Genomic DNA, 7,948 nt, shown 5'->3' on the forward strand with positions numbered 1-7,948 from the left:
GCGAGGCACCGAGTGTTGGGGCGAGGACCTTTTGCTTACTTTTCGGTCCTTCGAAAAGTGAGTCGCTGTAAGAGCGAAACCATAGGCCGCCGTTACCGCAGCAATGGATATGTACCCCGACCAACCCCCCCCGCCAAACCGCTACCGCAGGCAAGCCAGCTCCCACAGTTGATGATTGCATTTCAGCCCAAGGCAGGCCGAACCCTAGTGAATACCGATGGACCAACTCTGCGTGGTCTGGTCTTCGTGCCGCTGCTCCAGGTCATCCTCATACTGACAACGCGGCCCCTTGCACTTGTACTCAAACGTCACCGGCGCCTGGGTCTGAACCGGGAACAACGATTTCGCCGTCGCCGGTGCATCGTGTGGCACCGCCTCAAGCACAGGCGCTTCGTAGCTCAAGTCCAACGCTGTGGCATGGACCATAACCGGCAGGACGGCGAGCACTGCACTCGCCATAAAAGTCCTTGTAAATAGCATCTAAAACAACCCGCGCAACAAAAAAAGAAGCGCGGATTATAAGCCGGATGCGACCGCACATGCAGGGTTCAGAGCACCCGCGGTGCTTCAAGGTGTTCAGTAGGAAAGGCTTTGGCATAGGCCTGACACACCCTCAACACCTGCTCATCCGCAAACCGCGCAGCCACCACATGCAAGCCCACCGGCAAACCATTCGCTGCCAACCCGCAGGGCACCGAAGCTGCCGGTTGCTGCGTCAAATTGAAGGGATAAGTAAACGGCGTCCACTCCATCCACGCTTTCATCGACGAACCCGGCGGCACATTATGCCCAGCTGCAAACGCTGTAATCGGCATCATCGGCGAGACCAGCACATCGTAATGCTCATGAAACGCCGCCATCCTCGCCACCAACGCCGCGCGGGCTTCAAGGGCGTCGTTAAAATCGCCGAGGCTCAACTGCTGGCCGTGTTCGGCAATACGCAGCAAACCGGGGTCCAGCAATTGTTTTTGCGCATCACTCATCGAGCCCGTCAAGCGAGCCGCACCGGCAGCCCACAAGGTGCTGAACACCTCCAGCGGGTCGCTGAAACCTGGATCGATCTGCTCGACATGCGCCCCCAGCTGTACCAGACCCTCAACCGCCTGGGCAACCACTTTGGCCACCTGCGGGTCCACGTCCACATACCCGAACGTAGGACTATAGGCCACGCGTAAACCCTTCAAATCCGTAGCGCCCGATAACCACGGCGTATGGCGCGGTGCCCCGATCAGGCCATCGCGCGCATCCGGTTGGGCCACGGTTTGCAGCATCAGCACGGTGTCTTCCACCGTGCGGGTCATCGGCCCCAGGTGCGACAGAATCGTCATGGAACTGGCCGGCCACTGCGGCACATACCCGAAAGTTGGCTTGATGCCGAACGTACCGGTGAACGCACAGGGAATGCGGATCGAGCCACCGGCATCGCTGCCCTGGTGCAGCACGCCCAGGTTCAGCGCCGCCGCCGCACCGGCGCCACCCGACGAACCGCCCGCTGTGGTGCGCGTGTCCCACGGGTTGCGCGTGATGCCGTACAGCGGGTTGTCGGTGACGCCTTTCCAACCGAATTCCGGCGTGGTGGTCTTGCCCAGCAGCACCGCGCCGGCTTTGCGCATAAAAGCCGAGAAGGGCGCATCCACATCCCACGGCCCGTCGGCAGAGGAGGTGCGCGACCCCTTGCGGGTGGGCATGCCAATGGTCAGCGTCAGGTCTTTGATCGAGGCAGGCACGCCGTCCAGTGCGCCGCAGGGTTCACCTTTCAACCAGCGTTGTTCCGAGGCCCGCGCAGCGTTCAATGCGCCTTCAGGGTCTACGTGACAATAGGCGTTCACCACCGGGTTATAGCGCTCGATCCGCAGCAAAGCGTCTTCAGTGACGTCTACCGGTGACAGGGTCTTGTCGTGAAAATGCTGCAGCAGTTGCACCGCCGTCAGTTGGCCAATCTCACTCATGCCACCTCTCCCTGCGCCGCGTTGACCATGGCGCGCAGCAGCACCGCGCAGCCCGCCGCCAGGTCATCCGGCGCGGCGTTTTCGATTTCGTTATGGCTGATGCCGCCTTCGCACGGCACAAAGATCATCCCGGCCGGGCCGAGTTCGGCGACGAAAATCGCGTCATGCCCGGCGCCACTGACGATGTCCATGTGGCTCAAGCCCAATGCCTGCGCACCGTCACGCACGGCGTTGACGCAGGCTGGGTTGAAGTCCAGCGGCGGGAAGTCGGCGGTGGGCGTCAGTTCAAAGGTCAGGCCATGCCGGGCGCAGGTGGCTTCGATCACGCCGCGCACTTCATCGACCATGGCTTGCAGCTTGTCGGCATGCAGGTGGCGCAGGTCGATGGTCATGTGCACCTGGCCTGGAATCACATTGCGCGAGCCGGGGTGCAGGTTCAGGCAACCGACTGTGCCGCAGGCGTGCGGTTGCTGTTGATGGGCGATGCGGTTGACCGCGCTGACCACTTCGGCGGCGCCCACCAGGGCGTCCTTGCGCAAGTGCATGGGCGTTGGGCCGGCGTGGGCTTCGACGCCGGTAAGGGTCAGGTCGAACCACTTCTGGCCGAGGCAGCCCATGACCACGCCGATGGTGGTGGCGCGGTCTTCCAGCACCGGGCCTTGCTCGATATGCGCCTCGAAATATGCGCCGACCGGGTGGCCAAGCACCGCGCGGGAGCCGGCGTAGCCGATGCGCTGCAATTCGGCGCCCACGGACAGGCCTTGGTCATCGAGTTTGTCGAGGGTGTCCTGCAAGTCGAACTTGCCGGCAAACACCCCGGAACCCATCATGCACGGCGGAAAGCGCGAGCCTTCTTCGTTGGTCCACACCACCACCTCGATGGGGGCCTGGGTCTGAATATTCAGGTCATTCAAGGTGCGGATCACTTCCAGCCCGGCCATCACGCCGTAGCAGCCGTCGAACTTGCCGCCGGTGGGCTGGGTGTCGATATGGCTGCCGGTCATCACCGGGGGCAGGGCGGGATTGCGTCCGGCACGCCGCGCAAAGATATTGCCAATGGCATCGACACTGACACTGCACCCGGCAGCCTCGCACCATTGCACAAACAGGTCGCGGGCCTGGCGGTCGAGGTCGGTAAGGGCCAGGCGGCACACGCCGCCTTTGACCGTGGCGCCAAGCTGGGCCAGGTCCATCAACGATTGCCACAAGCGGTCGCGGTTGATCAGCGGGGCATTGCTCTTGAGCGGTTGCGCAAAACTATTCATGTGCAAATCTCCGGTCAGGCACTCAGGGCCAGGTAGCGGTTCTTGATGGTCGGGTCGGCGCGGAAGTCAGCGGCGCTGCCCTCGTATACGACGCGGCCCTGTTCGAGCACGTAATGGCGGTCGGCGAGCTTGTCGCAGACCATCAGGTTCTGTTCCACCAGCAACACCGGCAGGCCGTCGTCCTTGACCTTGCGCAGGATTTTCACCAGCTCGTCAACGATCACCGGCGCCAGGCCTTCGGTGGGCTCATCGAGGATCAGCAGCTTGGGGTCGTTGAGCAGCGCACGGGCGATGGCGAGCATCTGTTGCTCGCCGCCGGACAGCGCGTGGCCGGCGTTTTTACGCCGCTCCTTGAGGCGCGGGAACATGCCGTACACGTCTTCGAGTTGCCAGCGGCTGGTCTTGCGCACGGCGATACGCAGGTTTTCCTCGACCGTCAGCAGGCGGAAAATCCCGCGGTTCTCCGGCACCAGCGCCAAGCCCTGACGGGCGATTTCAAAGATCTTCTGGCCCACCAACGCCTGGCCGTTGAAGTGAATCTGGCCCTGGCGCGGGCAGATAATCCCGAGGATGCTGCGCAGCGTGGTGGTCTTGCCCGCGCCATTTCGGCCCAGCAGCGTCACCAGTTCACCGGGGTTGACGGTCAGCGACACGCCTTCCAACACATGGCTCTTGTCATAGTAGGAATGGATATTCTCGACAATCAGCATCAGGCAGCCTCCCCAAGATAAGCCGTACGCACACGCTCATCGGCACGCACGAATTCCGGCGTACCTTCCACCAGAATCTGCCCGTGACTCATCACGGTGATGCGTTGGCTGATGGACATGACAATGCTCATGTTGTGTTCGATCAACAGCACCGTGTGGTCGCGGCCGAGGTCGCTGATCAGCTGGGTCATGATCGGAATGTCATCGATGCCCATGCCCGACGTGGGCTCGTCGAGCATCAGCAGTTTGGGTTTGGAGCAGATCGACATGCCCACCTCCAGCACGCGTTGCTGGCCGTGGGACAACTCGCCGGCCAGGGTGTCGGCGCGGCGGGTGAGTTGCAGACGCTCCAACACCTGATCGGCCATCTCCAGGTGCTCGCGCTTGCTGTCGACGCGGCGCCAGAAGTTCAGCGCACGTGCGCCGTCGCGGCCTTGGGCGGCCAGGCGCAGGTTCTCGCGCACGCTGAGGTTCTGGAACAGGCTGGTGAGCTGGAACGAGCGCGCCATGCCCAGGCCCACACGGCCGTGGGCCGGTTTGCGTATCAGGTTTTTGCCGTCAAAATGAATCCCCCCGGCGGTGGCCTGGCGCTCGCCGGTGAGGCAGTGAAACAGGCTGGTCTTGCCCGCGCCGTTAGGGCCGATGATGGTGTGAATGGTGCCGGCTTCGACCTTGAGGTTGACGCCGTTGACCGCATGGAACGCGCCATAGGCCAGTTCCAGGTCTTTGGTTTCCAGCAGGATGCTCATAGCCCTTCCTCCTTGGCGACGACGGCGGTCTTGCGGCTGCCGCGTACCCGTTCGAACAACGACGCGAGGCCGCCCCACAAGCCGCCGCGCATGAAGATCACCACAAAGATCAGGATCACACCCAGCAACATCAGCCAGCGCGGCCACAGGTCGGAGAGGAAGTCCCCCAACAGCACGATGGAGCCTGCGCCCAGCAATGAGCCGAACAGCGAGCCGGTGCCGCCGACGATGGTCATGATCAGGATGTTCTCGGACATCGCCAGGTCGATGTTCGACAGCGGCACAAAGTGCAGCAGCATCGCGTACAGCGCCCCGGCGATGCCGGTGACCGCGCCGGACAGTACGAACACCAGGATCTTGAAGTGGCGCGTGTCATAGCCGATGGCCGAGGCGCGGGTTTCGTTTTCGCGGATCGCCATCAAGGTGCTGCCAAATGGCGAGGCGATCACTCGGCGCGCGCCGATAAAGATCAGCAGGAACAGCACCGCGACAAAGCCATAGAACACACGGGCATCGGCCAGCGACAGCAGCACGGTGTCACCGATGCGGATTTCCGGGCGCGGCACACTGAGCAGGCCGTTGTCGCCGCCGGTCCAGTCGCTCAAGGTGTAGGCGACGAAGTAGGCCATCTGGCTGAATGCCAACGTGAGCATCACGAAGTAAATGCCGGTGCGCCGGATTGCCAGCGCGCCGACCAGAAGCGCCAGGAAACCACCGGCAATGGCCGCGCCGAGCAACGCGGTGAACAAGCCCAGTTGCAGGTGGATCATCAGCAGCGCCGCGCAATACGCACCGGCACCAAAGAAGATGCCTTGGCCGAACGACAACAGCCCGGTGTAGCCCAGCAACAGGTTGCAGGCCAGCGCGGCGAGGGCAAAGATCAGGATCTCGGTGGCCAGGGTGGCCGAGGGCAGAATCAACGGCAAGCCGATCAGCACCGCCAGCACCCACAGCAACATGGCTTTGGATTGGGTTTTGGCAAACGGCAGGGGGTTTTTCTCGCTCATGTCAGGCTCTCCCGAACAGGCCGTAAGGGCGCACCAGAATCACCACGGCCATCGCGCCGTAGATCATCAGGCTCGCGCCTTGGGGCCAGAATGTGGTCATCAGGCTTTGCACCACGCCCACCAGTAAACCGCCGACCAGCGCGCCGCTGAACGAACCCATGCCGCCGATCACCACCACCACGAAGGCCACGCCGAGGATCTCCGGGCCGACAAAGGGTTGCGCGCCGCGCAACGGTGCAAACAGCACACCCGCGACACCGGCCAGGGCCACGCCAAGGGCAAAGGTCATGGAAAACAGACGGAAGATATTGGTGCCCAGCAGCGACACGGTTTCGGTGCTTTCACTGCCGGCGCGTACCAGGGCGCCGAAGCGCGTGCGCTCCAGCAGCAGCCACAAGGCCAGGCCGATCAGCGCGGAAAACACGATGAGAAACAGGCGGTAGTAGGGGTAGACGAAATCGCCCACCACCAGCACGCCGCGCAGCAGTTCCGGCACGGCGACGCTTTTGCCCACCGGGCCCCAGATCATCACGCTGGCTTCCTGGATGATCAGCGCGATCCCCAGGGTCACCAGAATCTGGAACATGTGTGGCAAGTGGTAAATCCGCTGGATCAATAATCGCTCGATCACCCACGCCAGCGCGGCCACCACCAGCGGCGCGATCAGCAGCGCCAGCCAGAAGTTGCCGGTGAGGCTTACGGCGGTGTAGCAGATGTACGCACCCAGCAGAAAGAACGCGCCGTGGGCGAAGTTGACGAAGTTGAGCAGGCCGAAAATGATCGTCAGCCCGACCGCGATCAGGAAGTAGATCATCCCCAACCCAAGGCCGTTGAGGATCTGGAACAGGTAAAGATTAAGCATGCAGAAACCCTCGGCAGGCAGCCGCTCGCGCGGCCCTGCGCTAAGCAATTCAGGGGATCAGGCGAGCGTGCAGCCCGTCGCCTCGACCGGCGGGAACGATTGCCCGGCGCTGAGCACCTTGGCCAGGTCGTCCTTGTCGGCCATGTCGCCGGCGGCTTTGCCGATCAGCAGGTAGTAATCCTTGATCACCTGATGGTCGCCGGCGCGGATCGACTCCTTGCCGGTCGGGCCTTCGTAGCTCAAGCCTTGCAGGGCTTTGGCCACGGTCGGGCCGTCGAAGCTGCCGGTGCTGATGATGGTTTCCAGCATGACTTTGGTGCTGATGTAATCAGCCGCCAGCGGGTAGGTGGGGTTGATGCCGTATTTGGCTTGAGTGAGCTTGACCAGTTCACGGTTGAGCGGGGTGTCGACCTGGTGCCAATACTGGGCGCCGAGGTACACGCCTTCGAGCACCTCGCTGCCCAGTTCCTGGAACTGGTCGAGCCCGGCGGACCATACCAGCAGCACTTTCATGCGCTCCTTGATACCGAAGTTCACGGCCTGGCGCAGGGTGTTGGACGACTGGCTGCCGAAGTTGAGCAGTACCAGCACATCGGGTTTGGCGGCGATGGCGTTGGTCAGGTAGCCGGAGAACTCCTGTTCCTGCAATGAGTGGTAGCTGTTGCCGACGTGTTCCAGCCCGTTGTCTTTGAGCACGGTTTTCGCGCCTTCGAGCAAGGCTTCGCCAAACACGTACTGCGGGGTGATGGTGTACCAGCGCTTGGCGTCAGGCAGCAGCTTGATCAGCGGCAGCATGGTTTCGCGGATCGCGCCGTAGGTGGGCACCGACCAGCGGAAGGTCGCCTTGTTGCAGTCTTTGCCGGTGACTTCATCGGCGCCCACCGGGGTCATGAACACGCCGCCGACCTTGTCGACTTCCTTGGCCACCGCCAGCGCGGAGGACGACAACGTGCAGCCCTGGAAGAACCGCGCGCCGTCCTGCTGGATCGCTTCCTGGACCTTGCGCACGGCTTTGCCGGCATTGCCTTCGGTGTCGATGACCTTGTAGTTGAGCGGGCGGCCGAGTAACTCGGGGTGCTGTTCCACCGCCAGGCGCGAACCCATGTCGGCAAACTTGCCATAGCTGGCAAACGCGCCGGACATGGACTTGAGGCCGTAAAAGGTAAAAGGCTCGGCGGCGAATGCAGAGCGCACACTCAGCGGAAGGCTGAGCGCGGCTGCGGCGGTAAGACTGGCTTTCAACAACGTACGACGCTGCATGGGGTGACTCCCTGGTTTAGTTATTGGCAGGAGCGGCAAGGGCGATACGGTGGAGCAAGGGCCTGTGGGCAGGCCTGTTATTGAATTGGGTGAAACGGTCTAACGGTTGGAACCGGCTCAAGTGTGGGAGCTGGCTTGCCTGCGAT

General features: G+C 62.6%; 8 protein-coding genes. All 8 read right to left on the reverse strand.

Annotated features, from left to right (window positions below):
* Positions 1–204 precede the first annotated feature (204 nt).
* Entirely contained in the window at positions 205–447 is a 243-nt protein-coding gene (locus tag FEM54_RS18380; protein ID WP_171045860.1) for a hypothetical protein, read from the reverse strand.
* Positions 448–548: 101 nt separating this feature from the next.
* A complete protein-coding gene (locus FEM54_RS18385) occupies positions 549–1,949 on the reverse strand; it encodes an amidase (protein ID WP_138452354.1) in 1,401 nt (466 codons plus the stop codon).
* Positions 1,946–3,214 carry a Zn-dependent hydrolase gene (locus tag FEM54_RS18390; RefSeq protein WP_099549982.1) on the reverse strand — a complete coding sequence of 423 codons (1,269 nt, stop codon included), beginning with the start codon at positions 3,212–3,214 and terminating at the stop codon, positions 1,946–1,948. The genes FEM54_RS18385 and FEM54_RS18390 overlap by 4 nt, the downstream gene beginning before the upstream one ends.
* A gap of 14 nt (positions 3,215–3,228) precedes the next feature.
* The gene (locus FEM54_RS18395; RefSeq protein WP_017136278.1) at positions 3,229–3,924 is read right to left on the reverse strand and encodes an ABC transporter ATP-binding protein; all 696 of its coding nucleotides are present in this window, start codon (positions 3,922–3,924) and stop codon (positions 3,229–3,231) included.
* A complete protein-coding gene (locus FEM54_RS18400; protein ID WP_138452356.1) occupies positions 3,924–4,673 on the reverse strand; it encodes an ABC transporter ATP-binding protein in 750 nt (249 codons plus the stop codon). The genes FEM54_RS18395 and FEM54_RS18400 overlap by 1 nt, the downstream gene beginning before the upstream one ends.
* Positions 4,670–5,680 carry a branched-chain amino acid ABC transporter permease gene (locus FEM54_RS18405; RefSeq protein WP_017136276.1) on the reverse strand — a complete coding sequence of 337 codons (1,011 nt, stop codon included), beginning with the start codon at positions 5,678–5,680 and terminating at the stop codon, positions 4,670–4,672. Before FEM54_RS18405 ends, FEM54_RS18400 begins: the two co-directional genes overlap by 4 nt.
* 1 nt (position 5,681) lies before the next feature.
* Entirely contained in the window at positions 5,682–6,542 is an 861-nt protein-coding gene (locus tag FEM54_RS18410) for a branched-chain amino acid ABC transporter permease (protein ID WP_017136275.1), read from the reverse strand.
* A gap of 57 nt (positions 6,543–6,599) precedes the next feature.
* Positions 6,600–7,802 (reverse strand): ABC transporter substrate-binding protein, encoded by a 1,203-nt coding sequence (locus FEM54_RS18415; RefSeq protein ID WP_138452358.1) that lies wholly within the window; start codon positions 7,800–7,802, stop codon positions 6,600–6,602.
* Between the last annotated feature and the right edge of the window lie 146 nt (positions 7,803–7,948).

The sequence above is a fragment of the Pseudomonas edaphica genome (genome assembly GCF_005863185.1).
Taxonomy (GTDB): domain Bacteria; phylum Pseudomonadota; class Gammaproteobacteria; order Pseudomonadales; family Pseudomonadaceae; genus Aquipseudomonas; species Aquipseudomonas edaphica.